This window comes from Streptomyces sp. NPDC021115, from assembly GCF_044333065.1.
GTDB lineage: Bacteria > Actinomycetota > Actinomycetes > Streptomycetales > Streptomycetaceae > Streptomyces.
Window position 1 is genome coordinate 372,119 of record NZ_JBIRQF010000006.1, and the last position, 17,491, is coordinate 389,609.

The following is a 17,491-nucleotide window of genomic DNA, read 5'->3' on the forward strand; positions in this document are numbered from 1 at the left end:
GGATTCCTCCGTCGTATCGCGCGTCATCCCGCGCCCAGCGCCTTACGCAGGGCCGTCAGGTTCGACCGCATGACCTCGAGGTAGTCGCGGCCCTTGGACTTGTCGCTGATCCCCTCAAGGGGGTCGAGGACGTCCGTCTTCAGATGGAGATCGCCCGCCAGGGTCTTCGCCGTCTTGTCGCTCACCAGCGTCTCGAAGAAGACGGTGTCGACCTTGTCCTTCTTGGCGATCGTGTGGAGGCTCCGCATCCGCGCCGGGCTCGGCTCGGATTCCGGGTCGACCCCGGAGATGGCCTCCTGGCGCAGCCCGTAGCGCTCGGAGAGATAGCCGAACGCGGCGTGGGTGGTGATGAAGGTGTCCGTCGTACGGTCCTTCAGGCCGGCCTTGAAGTCGTCGTTGAGGGCGCCGAGCTGCTTCACCAGGGCCGCGGTGTTCTTCTTGTAGGCGGCGGCGTGGTCCGGGTCCGCCTTCTCCAGGGCCTTGCCGACGCCCTCGGCGACCCGGGCGTAGCGCACCGGGTCGAGCCAGATGTGCGGATCGGCGGCGGCGTCGCCCTCGTGCGCCTCATGGGCCTCGTGCCCGTCCCCATGCTCGTGGCCCTCCACCTCCGTCCCGTGGTCCTCCAGGGAGGTGTACGAGGCGGCGTCGGCGACGTGCTTGGGCTCGGCCTGGCCGATGGCCCGGTCGACGGCGGGTTGGAGCCCCTTGAGGTAGACGACCAGCCCGGCCTTGCTGAGCTGGGCCGTCTGCCGGGGGCTGATCTCCAGGTCGTGCGGTTCGACGCCGGGCTTGGTCAGGGTGGAGACATTGATGTGGTGCCCCCCGATGCGCTGGGCGAGGAACTGCATGGGATAGAACGACGCCACCACATCGAGCTTGCCGTCCGTCCTTCCGTCTCCGGTGTTGGTGGAGCAGGCTGTGAGGGTGGTCAAGCCCATCGCGGCGGCCCCGACAAGGGCTGCCGCGGGGGAGGGGCGGCGTATGTTCATGACTCTCATTTTCAACAAAGATGGAAACGGTTGTCAACAAGGGTCTTGTTCTTGATCACTTCCGGCATCGATTTGATCCGGGGGGTGCCGCCGCCGGTAACCTGAAGCATTCGCTTCGCGTCCTCCAATGTCGTCATCAATGAAGAGAGCACCGTGGCCGCCGACAAGATCGACACCATCGTCAGCCTGAGCAAGCGCCGTGGCTTCGTCTATCCGTGCAGCGAGATCTACGGCGGCCAGCGCGCCGCCTGGGACTACGGACCGCTCGGCGTGGAGCTGAAGGAGAACATCAAGCGCCAGTGGTGGCGTTCCATGGTCACCTCGCGTGACGACGTCGTCGGACTCGACTCGTCCGTGATCCTCGCCCGCGAGGTCTGGGAGGCGTCCGGCCACGTCGCCACCTTCACCGACCCGCTGACCGAGTGCACCTCCTGCCACAAGCGGTTCCGCGCGGACCACCTGGAGGAGGCCTACGAGGCCAAGCACGGCAAGCTCCCCGAGAACGGCATGGCCGACCTCAACTGTCCGCACTGCGGCAACAAGGGCAGCTTCACCGAGCCCAAGCAGTTCTCCGGGCTGCTCTCCACCCACCTCGGCCCGACCCAGGACTCCGGCTCGGTCGCGTACCTGCGCCCCGAGACCGCCCAGGGCATCTTCACCAACTTCCTCGCCGTGCAGCAGACCTCGCGCCGCAAGCCGCCGTTCGGCATCGCGCAGGTCGGCAAGTCCTTCCGGAACGAGATCACGCCGGGCAACTTCATCTTCCGCACCCGCGAGTTCGAGCAGATGGAGATGGAGTTCTTCGTCAAGCCGGGCGAGGACGAGAAGTGGCACGAGTACTGGATGGAGCAGCGCTACAACTGGTACCGCGACCTCGGCATCCAGGAGTCCAGCATCCGCTGGTACGAGCACCCGAAGGAGAAGCTCTCCCACTACTCGAAGCGCACCGCCGACATCGAGTACCGCTTCAACTTCGGCGGCTCCGAGTGGGGTGAGCTGGAGGGCGTGGCCAACCGCACCGACTACGACCTCAAGGCGCACTCCGCGGCGTCCGGCCAGGACCTGTCGTACTTCGACCAGGAGGCCGGCGAGCGCTGGACCCCGTACGTCATCGAGCCGGCGGCGGGCGTCGGCCGCGCCATGCTGGCCTTCATGCTCGACGCGTACATCGAGGACGAGGCGCCCAACGCCAAGGGCAAGCTGGAGAAGCGCACCGTGATGCGGCTCGACCCGCGGCTCGCCCCGGTCAAGGTCGCGGTGCTGCCGCTGTCCCGCAACCCTGAGCTCTCCCCGAAGGCCAAGGGGCTCGCGGCGGACCTGCGCAAGCACTGGAACATCGAGTTCGACGACGCGGGCGCCATCGGCCGCCGCTACCGCCGTCAGGACGAGATCGGCACGCCCTTCTGCGTCACCGTCGACTTCGACACCCTCGACGACAACGCCGTGACCGTGCGCGAGCGCGACACGATGAAGCAGGAGCGGGTCTCCCTCGACCAGATCCAGTCGTACCTGGGCGGCCGACTGATCGGCTGCTGACCAGCGCCTACGGCAGGGCGCACAGCACGAGGACGGGCTCCGGCACCGCGGATAGAATGCCGCGGCGCCGGAGCCCGTCGGCTTGGCAGGTTCGGTTCGGCAGGGGTTCGGCAGGAACGGGGGTTCACCAACCATGCGAGGCGTGACGCATCACATCACGGCCACCGGCGAGGACGGCACCGTCTTCGAGGTGGATTACGGCTACGGCCGGGGGCAGCGACGCCTCCTCGGCTGTCGGCACTGCGACTGGCAGGAACAGATCACTTACGGCGGCGCCCGCCACAAGGGCCTCGACCACCTCGCCCAGGCCCATGGCGCCCTCGGCTCCCCTCGTATGACGGCCGACGCCGCCGCCCGCCGCCAGGCCCTGCTGATCATGTTCGCGTGCTTCGCGGTGGCCGCGGTGATGCTGTGGTGGGCCGCCTCCCAGGGCTGACCCGCCGCTTCCCGGGGCCGCCCCGGAGCGCGAGCGCCGCGCACAGCGCGGCCAGCGGCAGCTCAGCGCCCAGCGCCATCGCGACGGCGCAGGCCAGCTCCCCGCCCGAGGCGGCCGTCACTGTGTCGAACCACGCGTCCACCAGCAGCAGCGTGCCGGTGGCGGCCGCGGTCAGCCGGTGGCGGTCGTCCCCGCGCATCCGCAGGGCGGCGGTGGACAGCAGCCCGAGCGCTTCGAGCGCGTCCAGGCCCACCCAGGCCACGTTCCAGTGGGCGACCCGGGCGGTGGAGGGGAGCGTCCGCGCCAGTACGTACAGCCAGGGCACCAGCGCCACCCCGGAGGCGAGCAGCACCGGCTCGGGGCGTACCCGGGTGAGCCACGCCGGACGGGTGCGCGGTGTGCTCCGGGCGGACCGGGCGGGGGCGTACAGGGCGGTCATGGGGTGGGTCTCCTTCCGGACGGCCCGGGGATCGGGCCTGCCCACCAGCCTTGTCGGCGCCACCGTCCGTGTCGTTCATGGCAGTTGCCGATGTGGGGTGGCATTAGTTGCACCCCGTTTCCGGGTCCGCGCTCCAGCGCGCGGCCGCACCGGGCCGCTCTAGAGTCGCCGCATGAGACTCCCCACCGCGCTGCGGCCCGCGTTCGAGCGGACGCTTCACCGGCTGCGGCGCGACCTCGGTTTCGGCGTCGCGGGCGCGGCGGTGCAGTTCGTGGCCTGGGCGATACCCATGAGCATGCCGTGGCTGATCTACCAGGACACCACGACCCTGGGCGAGATCACGCTCGCCCTCACCCTCCCGCTCATGATCCCGGCCGTGGCCACGCCCGTGCTGACGCGCGTCCAGCGGTGGCGCTTCAAGGCGCTTCTCGACATCGACATCGCCGGGCCCCAGAGTGCCCCGCGGCAACTCTGGTACCACCTGCTGGCCGGACCGGCGGTCGCATGGGGCGGGGTGCTGGCCGTCGTGATGGCCCTCGTCGGTCTGCCGGCCGCCACCGTGTACATCTGGGTGTGGGGCGTCCCGCTGTCCTGGCGGCTCGAACACGTCGGATACTCGACCCAGGCCGCCTACGTCACGGCCGGCGGCCTGATCCTGCTGTTCCTCGCCTACGCGCTCGTCGGCGCCCTCGTACGGCTCGACGCGCGCGCCGCGACCGCGCTGCTGGGCCCCGTACCGGCCAGGGAGCTGAAGCGCCGGGTCGAGGACCTGACCGAGAGCCGTGCGGGCGCGGTCGACGCGGCCGACGCCGAGCGCCGCCGCATCGAACGCGATCTCCACGACGGCGCCCAGCAGCGGCTGGTCTCCATGGCGGTCAACCTGGGCCTGGCCAAGGCCACCCTGACCGATCTGCCGGACGAGGCCCGGCAGGTGATCGACGAGGCGCACCGGGAGGCCAAGGAGGCCATCGAGGAGCTGAGCAGCCTGGTGCGCGGGCTGCACCCGGCCGTCCTCGACGAACTCGGCCTGGACGCCGCCCTCTCCGGCATCGCGGCGCGCGCACCGCTGCCGGTACGGTTGCACGTCCATGTGCCGGAACGGGCCGCCCCGACCGTCGAGGCCGTCGCGTACTTCGTCGTGTCCGAGGCGCTGGCCAACGTCGCCAAGCACGCCCGGGCGCGGCGGGCCGACGTCACGGTGGTCCGCACCGGGGACACGCTCCGGGTCGTCATCGCCGACGACGGGGAGGGCGGGGCCGACGCCGCCCGGGGCACCGGTCTCACCGGGCTCGCCAAACGCGCGGGCTCGGTGGACGGCAGGTTCGAGATCAGCAGCCCCCGCGGGGGCCCGACCGTCATCACCGTGGAGCTGCCGTGCGTGCTGTGATCGCCGAGGACTCGGTCCTGCTGCGGATCGGCCTCGTCAAAGTGCTCCAGATGGCGGGCTTCGAGGTGACGGCGGAGGCGGCGGACGCGGAGGGCCTGCTGACGGCGGTGGAGGAGCACCGTCCGGACATCGCCGTGGTGGACGTGCGGATGCCGCCGGGCTTCACGGACGAGGGCGTACGGGCCGCCCTGCTGATCCGGCGGCAGTGGCCGGACACGGCGGTGCTGCTGCTCTCGCAGTACGTGGAGGAACGGTACGCGGCCGACCTGCTCACCGCGCACACGAGCGGCATCGGCTATCTGCTGAAGCAACGCGTCGCGGACGTGGAGGAGTTCGTCGACGCGCTGCGGCGGGTGGCGGGCGGGGGCACCGCGCTGGACCCGCAGGTCGTCTCCCAGCTCCTGGTGCGCCGCCACAGCGATCCGCTGGACCGGCTGACGCGGCGGGAGCGGGACGTGCTGGAGCTGATGGCGGGCGGGCGGTCGAACGCGGGGATCGCCGCGGCGCTGGTGATCAGCGAGTCCGCGGTGGCGAAGCACATCAACAGCATCTTCGTGAAGCTGGACCTGCCGGTCGCCGACGCGGACCACCGCCGGGTGCTGGCGGTGCTGCGTTTCCTAGGCGTGAGCTGAGCCCCCGGCTGAGCCCCTGGCCGGGGGCTCAACCGTGCCTCAGGCCCGCAGGCCGTTCAGCAGCAGCCCGAAGAGGTCGGCGAAGGCCAGCTCCACGTCCGGGGCCGACCACTCCTCCGCGTACACCGGGTCGTGGAAGTGGGCCGTCGCGGCCCACAGGGCCCGGGCCGTATTGCGGGCGTCGGACCTCCTGAACTCGCCGCTCGCGATGCCGCCTTCGACGATCCTCGTGAGGTGACCGATCATCGTCTCGATGTGCCGGGCCACGGTGCCGCTGTTCTCCGCGGCGAGGGACAGATAGGTGGCGAACAGCTCCGGATCGTCGCCCGCCTTGGCCCGCTTGGCGGCGAAGAGGGTCGACAGCCACTCGCGCAGCCGGTCGGCCGCCGGGCCCTTGGCGCGGGCGATGGCGAACAGTTCGTCGTGCGCCTGGTCGAGCCACCGCTCGGTGACCGCCTCACGCAGGGCCGCCTTGGTACGGAAGTGGCGGTAGACACTGCCGTGGCTGACCCCGAGCGCGCGGGCGACGTCCACGACCGTGGCCTTGGCCGGGCCGTAGCGGCGCAGCACGTCCTCGGTGGCTTCGAGGACGCGGTCGGGGGTCAGCGGTGTCTCGGGCGGCGGCATCGGGTCCCTTACTTCTTCTCGCTGTCGAGGTCGCGCATCCTGGCCTGCGGATAGCGGTCGCCCGCTGCGGCGTCGGCCGGAACGGCCTCCTCGATCGCGGCCAGGTCGTCGGCGTCGAGCGTAGCGTCCAGCGAGCCGAGCGCCTCCGTCAGCTGGGCACGTGTACGGGAACCGATCAGCGGCACGATGGCCGTGGCGTGCTTCGGGCCCTGGGCGAGCACCCAGGCGATGGCGGTCTGCGCGACGCTGATGCCCTTGTCGTCGGCGACCTTGCGCAGGGCCTCGACCAGGCCGAGGTTGTGGTCGATGTTGTCGCCGCCGAAACGCGGGCTGAAGCTGCGGAAGTCGGTGTCGGCGAGCTTGCGGTCCCGGCTCCAGTGGCCGCTGATCAGCCCGCGGGAGAGCACGCCGTAGGCGGTGATGCCGACGCCCAGCTCACGGCAGACCGGCAGGATCTCCTCCTCGATGCCGCGGGAGATCAGGGAGTACTCGATCTGGAGATCGGAGATGGGGGCGACGGCGGCGGCCCGGCGCACGGTCTCCGCGCCCGCCTCCGAGAGCCCGATGTGCCGTACGTAACCGGCCTCGACCAGTTCGGCGATGGCGCCCACGGTCTCCTCGATCGGGACGTCGGGGTCGACGCGGGCGATGCGGTAGACGTCGATGTGGTCGGCGCCGAGGCGCTGGAGCGAGTAGGCGGCGAAGTTCTTGACGGCGGCCGGGCGGCCGTCGTAGCCGGACCAGTTGCCGTCGGGGCCACGCAGGGCGCCGAACTTCACGCTGAGCAGCGCCTTTTCGCGGTGGGCCGCGGGGGCGGTGCGCAGGGCCTCGTTGATGAGCAGTTCGTTATGGCCCATGGCGTAGAAGTCGCCGGTGTCCAGCAGGGTGACCCCGGCGTCGAGCGCGGCGTGGACGGTGGCCAGGGACTCGGCGCGGTCGGTGGGTCCGTACAGGGCGGACATGCCCATGCAGCCGAGGCCGAGTGCGGAGACCTGGGGGCCGGTGGTGCCGAGTTGGCGCATCTGCATGGGGGTGCTCCTTGCGGGGACTCGGGGGTTCCATACGGTGCGTTGCGCTGACAAGCGTGGCAGATGTGATGACAGATTTCAATATTTGTCATCTGGTATCTGCTATCTCCCGCCTGTCATCGCCTACTCGTCATCGCCCGGCTGTCATCGCTCAGCCGTCACCGCCTACTCGTGATCGCCCGCCTGTCATCCGCTGTCCGTCACCCCCACACGCCCGCTCACACCACCACGCGCGGCAGCCGCAGGCTCAGCAGCACCGTCAGCGCCACCGCCGCGAGCTGTGCGGCGAGCGTGATCATCAGCGCGTCGCCCATACCCATCGACGGCACCAGCGCCAGGAACAGCGTGCCGAGCGTGGCGACGCCCAGCGCCAGCGAGGACTGCTGGGTCGTGACCATCACGCCGCTGCCCACCCCGGCCCGCTCGTTCGGCACGTCGGCCAGCACGATCCGGATCAGCACCGGCAGCTGGAGCCCCTGCCCGAAACCGGCCAGCGCGACCCCCGGCAGCAGCCCGGCCAGGGACAGGTCCGGCCAGTCGCGCGTCACGGCCAGCATCAGCAGCCCGAGGCCCACCGCCTGGAGCAGTCCGCCCGCGGTCACCACGCGGCTGCCGTACCTGCCGACCAGGCGCGGTCCCATGAGCGAGGCCACGAAGAAGGCGGCGGCCATCGGCGCCAGCGCCAGTCCGGCCGCGACCGGCCCGTACCGCAGGCCCTGTTGCAGCGCGACCGCGATGACGAACATGAAGCCGCCGAAGCCGATCGAGAACGGCACCACCATCGGCAGCCCGCGCCGCAGCCCGCGCAGCGCGAACAGGCTCGGCGGCAGCAGCGGAACCGCCCCGGCCCGGTCGGCGCGGCGCTCGATCACGTAGAACGCCGTCGCGGCGAAGGGGAACGCGCCCAGTAGCAGCCAGGTCCACAGCGGCCAGCCCGCCGCCCGCCCCTCGGTCAGCGGCACCATCAGCGTGATCAGCGAGACGGCCAGCAGCACCGTGCCCGGCACGTCCACCGGCGCGGGCCGCTCCGCGCGGGTCCCGGGCACCGTACGCAGGGCCAGCACCAGGCCGATCAGCGCGACCGGGACGTTGACCAGGAAGACCGCGCGCCAGCCGGTGCCCGCGATGTCCGCGGCCACCAGCACACCGCCCAGGATCTGCCCCGCCACCATGGAGAGACCGGCCGTCGCGCCGTACATGCTGAGCGCGCGGGCGCGGCGCGGGCCGCTGGTGGAGGAGTGGATGGTGGCCAGCACCTGCGGCAGCATCAGCGCCGCCGCGGCGCCCTGCGCGACGCGCGCCACGACCAGGCTCCACGCGTCCGGCGCGAGCCCGCACGCCAGCGAGGCCAGCCCGAAGGCCGCCATTCCGGCGAGGAAGAGCCGACGGCGTCCGAAGGAGTCGCCCAGCCGTCCGCCGAGGACCAGCAGCACCGCGTAGGCGACGCCATAGCCCGCGACGATCAGCTCCAGGACGGCGGGTCCCGTGTGCAGATCGCGTTCCATGGTGGGCAGGGCCACGTTGACGATGAAGAAGTCGATCAGGGGAAGGGCCGCCCCGAGCAGCAGGGTGAACAGCCCCGGGCCGCTCAGCGTCCCACTGGTCGGTGTCGCGGCGGTGTCCCGGGCGCGGGCGGCCGGGATGGCGGTTCTGGTAGGAATCTCGGTTTCGGTCACGCTTACGACGATCGCGCCGCACTCAACCAGGTACCAGAGTGTCTTTATCCTGGTACAAGAAGTACCTGGCAACCGGCTGAGCCCATGCGGCACCCTGGAGCCATGACCATCACGGTGCAGGGTGCCACGGCCACCGCCAGGGCCGACGGCGGCAGAGGCGACGGCGGCAGAGGCGACGGCGGCAGGCCGGACGGCGGCGGGGCCGCCATCCGGCGGACCGAGCTGGCGGCCTTTCTGCGCAGCCGCCGGGAGCGGATCACCCCCGAGCAGGTAGGGCTGCCCCGCGGCCGCCGGCGCAGGACCCCGGGGCTGCGCCGCGAGGAGGTCGCCCAGCTCTCCACGGTGGGCGTGACCTGGTACACGTGGCTGGAGCAGGCCCGGGACATCCATGTCTCGGCGCAGGTCCTCGATGCCATCGCCCGCGCGCTGCTGCTGGACCGCAGCGAGCGCGAGCATCTCTTCGCGCTCGCCGGGGCGGTCGATCCGACCCCCGGGAGCGAGTGCTCCGGGGTGCCGCAGTCGCTTCAGGTGATGCTGGAGCAGCTGGAGCCGTTCCCGGCGTGCGTGCAGAACGCCCGGTTCGACCTGCTCGCCTACAACCGCTCCTACCGGCTGCTGATGTGTGATCTGGACGCGCTGCCGCCGGAGGACCGCAACTGCCTGTGGCTGGCCTTCACCAACGACGACTGGCGCGCGAGCCTGGTCGAGCGGGACGAGACGATCCGGCTGATGGCCGCCAAGTTCCGCGCCGCGATGGCCGAACACGTCGCCGAGCCCGCCTGGAAGGCGCTGCTGAGGCGGCTGGAGGAGGCCTCACCTGAGTTCCGGGAGATCTGGGCGCGCCATGAGGTGCTGCGGCCCGGCGACAAGATCAAGGTCTTCCGGCAGTCGGAGGTGGGCGTGCTGCGGCTGTCCTCGACCAGTCTGTGGACCGGACCCAACCAGGGGCCCAAGCTGCTCACGTACACCCCGGTGGACGCGGAGAGCCATGAGCGCCTGGCCGAGCTTCACGCCCTGGCGCTCGAACTGGCCGAGGTCTGACCCGTCGGCCCGCCGTCCTCGAACAGCGCGGCGGCGTGCCGGGTGGTGGCCAGCGCCCAGCGGCCGGTGGTCAGGGCGCCGAGCAGCAGGATGACGGCACCGCATCCGGCGATGATCCACCAGGCGGGGCGGGCGGCGTCCACGAACGCGGCGGTGGCCGCGGCCGATGCCTGGTGGCCCGCCGCCGCACCGGACACCCCGGCCGCCGCGCCCGCGGCCAGTACGGCGCCGATCACCGCGACTCCGAGCGACTGGCCGACCTGACGGCTGGTGGAGGCGACGGCCGAGGCGACCCCGGCCTGCGAACGGGGCATCCCGGAGACGGCCGTATTGGTGATGGGCGCGTTGACCAGTCCGAAGCCGATGCCGAACAGCAGATAGCCGGTCAGCATCAGCGCATCGGTGGACTCGGCGTCGAAGACGGCGAACAGCACCCCGCTGGCTCCTATCGTCACCCCGGCCAGCAGCAGCGGCAGCCGGGGCCCGCCGTGGCCCACCAGCCGCCCGGACAGCGGTGCGCAGATGAAGCACATGGACGCCATCGGCAGCATCCACAGTCCGGCCTGGAGGGCGGAGAGCCCGCGGACGTCCTGGAGGTAGAGCGTGTTCATGAAGAGGAAGCCGCCGAGCGCCGCGAACGCGCTGACCGCGATGACCGTCGCCCCGCTGAAGGGGGCGCTGTGGAAGAAGCGCACATCGATCAACGGTTCGGCACGCTGCCGCTCGTAGCGGATCAGCGCGATCAGCGCGACGACGGCGACCGCCGTGCAGACGCTGATCAGCGGCGAGCCCCAGCCGTACCCGGGCGCCTCGATGATCGCGTACGTCAGGGAGCCGAGGACGGCGATGACCAGCAGCTGGCCGACGGGGTCGGGCCTGCGGGGCTTCGGGGCCCGCGACTCCGGTACGAAGCGGGCGGTCAGCGCCATCGCCGCGAGCCCGACCGGAAGGTTTATCCAGAAGATCGAGCGCCAGCCGATCGACTCCACCAGCACCCCGCCGACGATCGGCCCGGCCGCCATGCTGATGCCGACGACCCCGCCCCACACCCCGATCGCCCGGGCCCGCTCCCGGGGCTCGGTGAAGGTGTTGGTGATGATCGACATGGCCACCGGGTTGAGCATCGAACCGCCGATGGCCTGCACCATGCGGAAGCCGACCAGCGCCCCCAGGTTGGGGGCGAGGCTGCACAGCGCCGAGCCGAGGGTGAAGATCACCAGCCCGGTCTGGAAGATGCGCTTGCGCCCCACCCGGTCGGCCGTCGAACCGGCGAGCATGAGCAGCGCGGCGAGGACGAGCGTGTACGCGTCGATCGTCCACTGCATTCCGGAGACCGAGGCGTTCAGATCGCTCCGCATGGAGGGCAGGGCGACGTTCAGCACGGTGTTGTCGAGGCTGACGAGCAACAGGCTCATGCAGCAGATCGCCAGCACGAACATGCGCCGCCGGGGGCTGAGCTCAGACATGGTTGAACGCTACAACGATGTCGTGGGGACAGCGGTATGAACCGCCCGCCCGATCCCCTGCGCGGGTGCGGGAGAATGAGAGGTCCGGTCCGTACGACGATCCGTACCACCCGTGCCATCTGTACGTTTCGTGCGACGTCCCGGCACGGCCACCCATACGACCCACCTACCCGCACCGCGAGGAAGCTCACCCCATGACCCAGACACAGCTGAAGATCGGCCCGCATACGGTCCAGCCGCCGGTGGTGCTCGCACCGATGGCCGGGATCACCAACGCGCCGTTCCGCACCCTGTGCCGGGAGTTCAGCGGCGGCAAGGGGCTGTTCGTCAGCGAGATGATCACGACTCGGGCGCTGGTCGAGCGGGACGCCAAGACCATGCGGCTGATCCACTTCGACGGCACCGAGAAGCCGCGCTCCATCCAGCTGTACGGGGTCGACCCGGTGACCGTCGGCAAGGCCGTACGGATGATCGTGGACGAGGACCTGGCCGACCACATCGACCTCAACTTCGGCTGCCCGGTGCCCAAGGTGACCCGCAAGGGAGGCGGCTCGGCGCTCCCGTACAAGCGGCACCTGCTGCGCGCGATCCTGCGCGAGGCCGTGACGGGCGCCGGTGAGCTGCCGGTGACCATGAAGATGCGCAAGGGCATCGACGACGACCACATCACCTATCTCGACGCGGGCCGGATCGCCGTCGAGGAGGGCGTGACCGCTATCGCGCTGCACGGCCGCACGGCGGCCCAGCACTACGGCGGCACGGCCGACTGGGACGCCATCGCGCGGCTGAAGGAGACCGTCCCGGAGATCCCGGTGCTGGGCAACGGCGACATCTGGTCCGCCGAGGACGCGGTGCGCATGATGGCCAGGACCGGCTGCGACGGCGTGGTCGTCGGGCGCGGCTGCCTGGGGCGGCCGTGGCTCTTCGGCGACCTGGTGGCGGCGTTCGAGCCGGGCGGCGGTGCCGGTCCCGCGCGGCCCACGCTGAAGGAGGTCGCCGCCGTGATGCGCCGTCACGCCGAGCTGCTCGCCGAGTGGCTGGAGGACGAGGAGCGCGGCGTGATCGACTTCCGTAAGCACGTCGCCTGGTACACCAAGGGCTTCTCGGTCGGCTCCGAGATGCGCAAGCGGCTCGCGATCACCTCGTCCCTGGCCGAGCTGGACGACCTGCTGGCCGGGCTGGACCTTGACCAGGAGTGGCCCCCCGGCGCCGACGGCCCCCGCGGCCGCACCTCGGGCCGTAACCGGGTGGTCCTCCCGGACGGCTGGCTGGAGGACCCGTACGACTGCGCGGGCGTCACGGCGGACGCGGAGCTGGACACTTCGGGCGGCTGAATCACCCGACAGCGACGATCAGACGTCCTGATCCGCCGCCACCGCCAGGTCCAGCGCCAGCGCCGCCGTCCAGCTGAAGTCCCGCGTACCGCGCGCCTCCTCCGTGTACGGGTCGACGTACTCGGCGAACCCGGAGCCGGCCGCCGCCTCCAGCGCGGCGGCCCGCAGCGCGTCCGCCTCGGGTACGGCGCCGTGCAGCCGCAGCCCGCGCTCCAGGAGCCAGTTGACGTTGAACCAGGCGGGGCCGCGCCAGTAGCGGGACGGGTCGAAGGCGTGGCCGAGCAGGTCGTAGCTGGGCACCAGACGTACCGCGGTGCCCAGGCCGAAGTGCTCGCCCGCGGCCGTACGGAGCAGCGCGTCGACCGTGGCGCGGGGCAGCTCCGGGACGAGCAGCGGCAGCAGGCCCGCCGCGCTCCGCTCGGGGATCAGGCCCCCGCCGCGTACGTCACGGCACAGGAACAGCCCGGCCGCCGGGTCCCACAGCCGGTCCAGCAGGGCGGCCGTCAGGCGGGCGGCCCGGGCGCGGTGGGGGCGGGGGTCCGCGCCGAGGGTCCGGGCGATCTCGGCCAGGGCGTGTTCGGACGCGATGAGCAGCGCGTTGACGCCCGGGTCCTCGACCACGAAACCGAGCGTGCCCGGGCGGTCCTCGTAGCCCCCGTCCCGGTAGTCCGCCGCGAGCCGTACGTACCGCCCGTAGTCCAGGTCCGTCGGACGGTCGGCGGCCGCGCCGTGGGCGAGGTCGGCGCGGCGGAACGTCTCCGCCGGGGCGGGTTCGACGCGGGCCAGCGGGGCGTCCCAGCAGGGGCTGTTGTCCATGCCCGGCTCCCAGGGGTGGACCACGGACACCAGACCGCCGCCGCCCAGATCGCGCCGCTCGGTGAGATAGCGGTGCCAGGCGGCGAGCCGGGGATACGCGCGGGCCGTGAAGCCGGACCGTACGGAGGCGTGCGGGTCGGTGCGGTGCACCAGCAGACAGGCGAGCGCGTGCACGGGTGGCTGGACGATCCCGGAGGTCGCGACGCCGGGCGGGGCGCCGCTGCCGCCCGTGGAGGGCAGCCAGAAGTCGGAGCCCGGGAAGTAGGCGCCGGGCGGCACCGCCGGGTTGTAGACGATGTGGGGGATGCGTCCGTCGTCCCACTGGGCCGCGAGCAGGGTTTCCAGCTCCCGCTGGGCGCGGCGTACCGAAAGATGACGCGATCCGATCGCGATGAACGCCGAATCCCAGCTCCACTGGTGCGGATAGAGGCCACGGGAGGGGACCGTGGAGGAGCCGGTCCAGTTCTCGTCGAGGACGCGCCGCGCGCCGGGCACCACCTGCGCGAGCGCGCGCCGGGCGCTGGTCACGGAGCCCTCCTTCGCATGGCGTCTGGCGGCACGATACCGGCCCCGCGACCGCCGCTCACCTGCGAATCGCTCATCTGAGCGAGAGCCTTCTCGTTGTGTCCAAAGAGTGAGACGAGGCACTCTGGAGGGGGGTGATTCTCGCCACTCTGATCAAGTCTCCGCTCAGATGAGCGGTGATGAGGGGGTGGTTCGGTGGTTGTCCGCTGTGCTCACCTCCTCAATGAATGGCACTCAGTGCCACGCTCTCGATGTTCGAGCCCTCGAACCAACGATAACGGAAAGTAGTGAATGCCGGTCCGCCCATATGCGTGGCGTGTGCATGTGTTCGACTCTTGAAGGGGTGGCTCGCGTCACTGCCTTCGGCGGCGCACTTTCGAACACGTGGCAGGCGGGTGGTTACAGCCGAATGACGGTGGAGTGGACATACTCAGGAGCCTTCGATCTGGGTACGCTCCCCGCCGTCAGGGCAGCCGAGCCGAGGAGATCGAGTCCCGTGCCGGAAACACAAGATCAGCAGAAGTTCGTTTACGACTTCACCGAGGGCAACAAGGATCTCAAGGACCTGCTCGGCGGGAAGGGGGCGAACCTCGCCGAGATGACCAATCTCGGTCTCCCCGTGCCACCCGGGTTCACCATCACCACCGAGGCGTGCAAGGTCTACCTCGACAGCGGTTCCGAGCCCGTGGCCCTCCGCGACGAGGTGAGTGCGCACCTCGAAGCCCTCGAGGGGAAGATGGGAAAGAAGCTCGGCCAGGCCGACGACCCGCTCCTGGTATCCGTACGCTCCGGCGCGAAGTTCTCGATGCCCGGGATGATGGACACCGTCCTCAACATCGGCCTCTCCGACGAGTCCGTCGCCGGGCTCGCCGCGCAGGCGGGCGACGACCGGTTCGCCTGGGACTCCTACCGCCGCCTCATCCAGATGTTCGGCAAGACCGTGCTGGGTGTGAACGGTGACCTCTTCGAGGAGGCCATCGACGCGGCCAAGCAGGCCAAGGGCGTCATCGTCGACATCGACCTCGACGCGGCCGACCTCAAGAAACTGGTCGCCGAGTTCAAGTCGATCGTCTCTCAGGAGACCGGCCGCAGCTTCCCGCAGGAGCCGCGCGAGCAGATGGACCTCGCCGTCCGCGCCGTGTTCGACTCCTGGAACGGCGACCGCGCCAAGCTCTACCGCCGCCAGGAGCGCATCCCGCACGACCTGGGCACCGCGGTCAACATCTGCTCCATGGTCTTCGGCAACCTCGGCCCCGACTCCGGCACCGGCGTCGCCTTCACCCGTGACCCGGCCAGCGGTCACCAGGGCGTCTACGGCGACTACCTCCAGAACGCCCAGGGCGAGGACGTCGTCGCTGGCATCCGCAACACCGTTCCGCTCGCGGACCTGGAGCAGATCGACAAGCGCTCGTACGACGAGCTGATGCAGATCATGGAAACGCTCGAAACGCACTACAAGGACCTGTGCGACATCGAGTTCACCATCGAGCGCGGCAAGCTGTGGATGCTCCAGACCCGGGTCGGCAAGCGCACCGCAGGTGCCGCTTTCCGGATCGCCACCCAGCTGGTCGACCAGGGGCTGATCGACGAGGCCGAGGCGCTGCGCCGGGTCAACGGCGCGCAGCTCGCGCAGCTGATGTTCCCGCGTTTCGACGAGGAGGCCGCGGCGAGCGACGCCGTACGGAAGATCGGGCGCGGCATCGCCGCCTCCCCGGGCGCCGCCGTCGGCAAGGCCGTCTTCGACTCGTACACCGCCGTCAAGTGGTCCCGCTCGGGTGAGAAGGTCATCCTCATCCGCCGTGAGACCAACCCCGACGACCTGGACGGCATGATCGCCGCCGAGGGCATCCTCACCTCCCGCGGCGGCAAGACCTCGCACGCCGCCGTCGTCGCCCGCGGCATGGGCAAGACCTGTGTGTGCGGCGCCGAGGACCTGGAGGTCGACACCAAGCGCCGCCGCATGATCGTGCCGAGCTCGGAAGGCAAGGACGACCTGGTCATCGAGGAGGGCGACGTCGTCTCGATCGACGGCTCCTCCGGCAAGGTCTACCTGGGCGAGGTCCCCGTCGTCCCGTCCCCGGTGGTCGAGTACTTCGAGGGCCGGATGCACGCGGGCGCCGACGACGCCGACGAACTGATCGGCGCCGTGCACCGGATCATGGCGTACGCGGACCGGGTCCGCCGCCTGCGGGTGCGCGCCAACGCGGACAACGCCGAGGACGCCGCCCGCGCCCGCCGCTTCGGCGCCCAGGGCATCGGGCTGTGCCGCACCGAGCACATGTTCCTCGGCGAGCGCCGCGAGATGGTCGAGCGGCTGATCCTCGCCCACGGCGACGAGGAGCGCGACGCCGCCCTCGGCGAGCTGCTGCCCCTCCAGAAGAAGGACTTCGTCGAGCTGTTCGAGGCGATGGACGGGCTGCCCGTCACCGTCCGGCTGCTCGACCCGCCGCTGCACGAGTTCCTGCCCGACATCACCGAGCTGTCGGTGCGCGTCGCGCTCGCCGAGTCCCGCAAGGACCACAACGAGAACGACCTGCGGCTCCTCCAGGCCGTCCACCGGCTGCACGAGCAGAACCCGATGCTCGGCCTGCGCGGCGTACGCCTCGGACTCGTCATCCCCGGCCTGTTCGCCATGCAGGTCCGCGCCATCGCCGAGGCCGCCGCCGCCCGCCGGGAGGCCAAGGGCGACCCGCGCGCCGAGATCATGATTCCGCTCGTCGGCACCGTCCAGGAGCTGGAGATCGTCCGCGAGGAGGCCGAGCAGGTCATCGCCGAGGTCGAGCGGGCCCACGGCGTGGACCTCAAGCTCTCCCTCGGCACCATGATCGAGCTGCCCCGGGCCGCGCTGACCGCCGCGCAGATCGCCGAGTCCGCCGACTTCTTCTCCTTCGGCACCAACGACCTGACCCAGACCGTCTGGGGCTTCTCCCGTGACGACGTCGAGGGGAGCTTCTTCACCGCGTACCTGGAGAAGGGCATCTTCGGCGTCAGCCCCTTCGAGACGATCGACAAGGACGGCGTCGGCTCCCTGGTCCGAGCCGCCGCCCAGGCCGGACGGGCCACCCGCCCCGATCTCAAGCTGGGCGTCTGCGGCGAGCACGGCGGTGACCCGGAGTCCGTCCACTTCTTCCACGAGGTGGGCCTGGACTACGTCTCCTGCTCCCCGTTCCGCATCCCCGTGGCCCGCCTGGAGTCGGGCCGCGCGGCGGCCAACGGCCGGTAGAGCCACCGGAGTCGCGCCGGGAACACCCACCCTCATCCGGCAGCGACCCCGGCCCTCAAAGGGGGCGGCACCTTGTGCGGAGGTGCCGCCCCCTCTCACTCCCCCCACGGGAGCCGTTGCCGCCCGGCATCGGATCGGGCGGCAACAAGTGCCCTGTCGCCGTCGCACGCTCGTCACCCCCCACGGGAACGAGCAATACGGCCCAGAGCACCGCCTGTTGAATTACGGACGGACGTCGGTGGCGTTTCCCCGGCGCGCCCGGTTTTCCCGGAGAACAGCTTTCCTCTTGGACACCTCGTAGCGCTGCCCCTTTCACATCTGGCCAAAAGGGCATGG

Annotated in this window: 15 protein-coding genes; 7 read left to right on the forward strand and 8 right to left on the reverse strand. The window is 70.9% G+C overall.

Annotated elements, in window-relative coordinates:
* Positions 1-23: 23 nt before the first annotated feature.
* Positions 24-989 (reverse strand): metal ABC transporter substrate-binding protein, encoded by a 966-nt coding sequence (locus ACH4TL_RS21535; RefSeq protein WP_398316398.1) that lies wholly within the window; start codon positions 987-989, stop codon positions 24-26.
* 11 nt (positions 990-1,000) lie between these two features.
* The gene (locus ACH4TL_RS21540; protein WP_398316396.1) at positions 1,001-1,156 is read right to left on the reverse strand and encodes a hypothetical protein; all 156 of its coding nucleotides are present in this window, start codon (positions 1,154-1,156) and stop codon (positions 1,001-1,003) included.
* Between ACH4TL_RS21540 and ACH4TL_RS21545 the strand changes: the two genes are divergently transcribed.
* The gene (locus ACH4TL_RS21545) at positions 1,143-2,525 is read left to right on the forward strand and encodes a glycine--tRNA ligase (protein ID WP_398316394.1); all 1,383 of its coding nucleotides are present in this window, start codon (positions 1,143-1,145) and stop codon (positions 2,523-2,525) included. The genes ACH4TL_RS21540 and ACH4TL_RS21545 overlap by 14 nt on opposite strands.
* A 133-nt stretch (positions 2,526-2,658) precedes the next feature.
* Positions 2,659-2,961, forward strand: coding sequence for a hypothetical protein (locus ACH4TL_RS21550; RefSeq protein WP_398316392.1), 303 nt, complete (start codon positions 2,659-2,661; stop codon positions 2,959-2,961).
* Here the strand turns inward: ACH4TL_RS21550 and ACH4TL_RS21555 are convergent.
* Entirely contained in the window at positions 2,900-3,400 is a 501-nt protein-coding gene (locus ACH4TL_RS21555; RefSeq protein ID WP_398316390.1) for a hypothetical protein, read from the reverse strand. The two genes, ACH4TL_RS21550 and ACH4TL_RS21555, sit on opposite strands and share 62 nt — an antisense overlap.
* A gap of 172 nt (positions 3,401-3,572) precedes the next feature.
* Here ACH4TL_RS21555 and ACH4TL_RS21560 point away from each other — a divergent pair, with 172 nt between their 5' ends.
* On the forward strand, positions 3,573-4,787 hold the full coding sequence (locus tag ACH4TL_RS21560; RefSeq protein WP_398316388.1) for a sensor histidine kinase: 1,215 nt from the start codon (positions 3,573-3,575) through the stop codon (positions 4,785-4,787).
* On the forward strand, positions 4,775-5,419 hold the full coding sequence (locus tag ACH4TL_RS21565; RefSeq protein ID WP_398316386.1) for a response regulator: 645 nt from the start codon (positions 4,775-4,777) through the stop codon (positions 5,417-5,419). The genes ACH4TL_RS21560 and ACH4TL_RS21565 overlap by 13 nt, the downstream gene beginning before the upstream one ends.
* 39 nt (positions 5,420-5,458) lie before the next feature.
* On the opposite strand, the gene ACH4TL_RS21570 is transcribed toward ACH4TL_RS21565, so the two are convergent.
* The 3 genes from ACH4TL_RS21570 to ACH4TL_RS21580 all read right to left on the reverse strand — a co-directional run bounded on the left by ACH4TL_RS21570 (position 5,459) and on the right by ACH4TL_RS21580 (position 8,750).
* Positions 5,459-6,046, reverse strand: coding sequence for a TetR family transcriptional regulator (locus ACH4TL_RS21570; RefSeq protein ID WP_398316384.1), 588 nt, complete (start codon positions 6,044-6,046; stop codon positions 5,459-5,461).
* An 8-nt stretch (positions 6,047-6,054) separates the two neighbouring features.
* The gene (locus ACH4TL_RS21575) at positions 6,055-7,074 is read right to left on the reverse strand and encodes an aldo/keto reductase (RefSeq protein ID WP_398316382.1); all 1,020 of its coding nucleotides are present in this window, start codon (positions 7,072-7,074) and stop codon (positions 6,055-6,057) included.
* Positions 7,075-7,292: 218 nt separating this feature from the next.
* On the reverse strand, positions 7,293-8,750 hold the full coding sequence (locus ACH4TL_RS21580) for an MFS transporter (protein ID WP_398316380.1): 1,458 nt from the start codon (positions 8,748-8,750) through the stop codon (positions 7,293-7,295).
* Between the two features lie 102 nt (positions 8,751-8,852).
* Between ACH4TL_RS21580 and ACH4TL_RS21585 the strand changes: the two genes are divergently transcribed.
* On the forward strand, positions 8,853-9,791 hold the full coding sequence (locus tag ACH4TL_RS21585) for a helix-turn-helix transcriptional regulator (RefSeq protein ID WP_398316378.1): 939 nt from the start codon (positions 8,853-8,855) through the stop codon (positions 9,789-9,791).
* Here the strand turns inward: ACH4TL_RS21585 and ACH4TL_RS21590 are convergent.
* Entirely contained in the window at positions 9,758-11,257 is a 1,500-nt protein-coding gene (locus tag ACH4TL_RS21590; RefSeq protein WP_398316376.1) for an MFS transporter, read from the reverse strand. The genes ACH4TL_RS21585 and ACH4TL_RS21590 overlap by 34 nt on opposite strands.
* A 194-nt stretch (positions 11,258-11,451) precedes the next feature.
* On the opposite strand from ACH4TL_RS21590, the gene dusB reads away from it, so the two are divergent.
* Positions 11,452-12,591, forward strand: coding sequence for a tRNA dihydrouridine synthase DusB (gene dusB, locus ACH4TL_RS21595; protein WP_398316374.1), 1,140 nt, complete (start codon positions 11,452-11,454; stop codon positions 12,589-12,591).
* An 18-nt stretch (positions 12,592-12,609) separates the two neighbouring features.
* Here dusB and ACH4TL_RS21600 read toward each other — a convergent pair whose 3' ends face one another.
* Positions 12,610-13,935, reverse strand: a complete 1,326-nt coding sequence (locus tag ACH4TL_RS21600; RefSeq protein WP_398316372.1) for an MGH1-like glycoside hydrolase domain-containing protein — start codon at positions 13,933-13,935, stop codon at positions 12,610-12,612.
* A 493-nt stretch (positions 13,936-14,428) separates the two neighbouring features.
* Between ACH4TL_RS21600 and ppdK the strand changes: the two genes are divergently transcribed.
* On the forward strand, positions 14,429-17,155 hold the full coding sequence (ppdK, locus tag ACH4TL_RS21605) for a pyruvate, phosphate dikinase (RefSeq protein WP_398316370.1): 2,727 nt from the start codon (positions 14,429-14,431) through the stop codon (positions 17,153-17,155).
* The last annotated feature ends 336 nt before the right edge of the window (positions 17,156-17,491 follow it).

Coding starts and splice junctions, on each gene's coding strand:
- ACH4TL_RS21590 (WP_398316376.1), bottom strand. CDS start 11,257: ATGTCTGAGCTCAGCCCCCGGCGGCGCATGTTCGTGCTGGCGATCTGC.
- ACH4TL_RS21535 (WP_398316398.1), bottom strand. CDS start 989: ATGAACATACGCCGCCCCTCCCCCGCGGCAGCCCTTGTCGGGGCCGCC.
- ACH4TL_RS21560 (WP_398316388.1), top strand. CDS start 3,573: ATGAGACTCCCCACCGCGCTGCGGCCCGCGTTCGAGCGGACGCTTCAC.
- ACH4TL_RS21550 (WP_398316392.1), top strand. CDS start 2,659: ATGCGAGGCGTGACGCATCACATCACGGCCACCGGCGAGGACGGCACC.
- ACH4TL_RS21575 (WP_398316382.1), bottom strand. CDS start 7,074: ATGCAGATGCGCCAACTCGGCACCACCGGCCCCCAGGTCTCCGCACTC.
- ACH4TL_RS21570 (WP_398316384.1), bottom strand. CDS start 6,046: ATGCCGCCGCCCGAGACACCGCTGACCCCCGACCGCGTCCTCGAAGCC.
- dusB (WP_398316374.1), top strand. CDS start 11,452: ATGACCCAGACACAGCTGAAGATCGGCCCGCATACGGTCCAGCCGCCG.
- ACH4TL_RS21585 (WP_398316378.1), top strand. CDS start 8,853: ATGACCATCACGGTGCAGGGTGCCACGGCCACCGCCAGGGCCGACGGC.
- ACH4TL_RS21555 (WP_398316390.1), bottom strand. CDS start 3,400: ATGACCGCCCTGTACGCCCCCGCCCGGTCCGCCCGGAGCACACCGCGC.